Here is a 1,518-nt window from a genome sequence, read left to right as displayed (position 1 = left end):
CGGCGGCTCTTCTTCGTCATCTTCGCTCCTGATTCGCAGCAAGAATCCTCGCCGCTGTCAGGCAGAAAATCCACTCAAGCTACTGTCCGAATTTGCGGGGCCAGCTCTGTTTGCCAAGACTGGGCGAATACTAAGGCGGCCTATCGTTTCTTCTCCAATGAACGAGTAAGCGAGGCCGATATCCTATCTGGTCATTTTAAATCGACGCGGGAACGTATCGCGGCTGCGAAAGGGCCTGTTCTTGTCCTGCATGATACGACCGAATTCACCTATCAAAGGGAGCGCCCGGATCTGATCGGGATGATTAAGCGCATCCCCAAGAACAACTCTCGAAGATTGGACGGAAAACCCCAAACGTACACGACATGCGGAATATTGATGCATTCGAGCCTTGCGGTGACCCTCGAGGGCCTTCCGCTCGGGCTCAGCGCCGTGAAATTTTGGACCAGAAAGAAATTCAGAGGGGTCGCGGCACTCAGGCGCGAGGTCAACCTGACACGGATCCCCATTGAAACCAAGGAGAGCATTCGGTGGCTGGAGAACCTCAAGCAATCCACGGAGCTTTTCGACAAGCCATCGCAGTGCATCCATATCGGTGATCGTGAGGCCGATATTTATGAATTGTTTTGCGCCGCCCAAGAGGTTGGAACGCATTTCTTGGTAAGGACCTGTGTCAATCGCCTGGCAGGCGATGGCGATCATACCGTTGCAACGATAATGGACGAGGTCGAGGTCAAAGGTCTCCACCGGATCGAAGTCCGGGATAGCAAGGGCAATCCAGACCAGGCTGTTCTAGAAATCCGGTATCGTAAAATCCGTATTCTGCCACCGATAGGCAAGCAGTCGCGGTATCCAGCTTTGACTTTGACAGTGATCCACGCTGATGAAAGAGGATCGCCAAAGAACAGAAAGAAGATTGAATGGAAACTCCTGACCGATCTTCCGGTGCAATCGCGCGGGGATGCGATCGAGAAACTCGAATGGTATTCTCTGCGATGGAAGATCGAGGTCTTCCACAAGATACTCAAATCCGGCTGTCGGGCAGAGGACTCGCAACTGCGGACTGCTCAGCGATTGACGAATCTGATCTCGGTATTTTGCATTGTGAGCTGGCGCATTTTTTGGATGACGATGCTTAATCGTTCAGCGCCAAATGCCTCACCGGAATTTGTGCTGACCAAAGCTGAAATCCAATTGCTTGATCGGCTCGTCAAAGACAAGAATCCAGCCAGCACACAACGAAAGACATTGTCGCATTATCTCATCAAGATCGCCAGGCTCGGCGGCTATCTCGCCCGCGCCAACGATCCGCCACCAGGGAATCTGATCATGTGGCGCGGATTATCGCGATTCATCGATATCGCAACGGGAGCGACACTCTGACTCAGAAATGTGGGTAATCGTAAGCTTCTCCGAGCGTTTACCGAAACGTGCGCGCTCGTACTCCTTCACGAGCAGTTCGAGGCGTTCGACGCTCTCTTTGGACGCAGCCAGTTCACTCTCGACATGAAGGCGCGC

Annotated in this window: 1 protein-coding gene; it reads left to right on the top strand. The window is 53.0% G+C overall.

The genetic code is table 11. The annotated features are described in order from the left end of the window. The first annotated feature begins 18 nt into the window (after positions 1-18). A complete protein-coding gene (locus tag QJT78_RS51115; RefSeq protein ID WP_281460874.1) occupies positions 19-1,383 on the top strand; it encodes an IS4 family transposase in 1,365 nt (454 codons plus the stop codon). Positions 1,384-1,518: the final 135 nt, after the last annotated feature.

Origin of the sequence: Bradyrhizobium sp. Mp27, assembly GCF_029953005.1 — a bacterium.
Taxonomy (GTDB): Bacteria; Pseudomonadota; Alphaproteobacteria; order Rhizobiales; family Xanthobacteraceae; genus Bradyrhizobium; species Bradyrhizobium barranii.
This window is presented reverse-complemented; position numbering and strand designations above follow the sequence as displayed.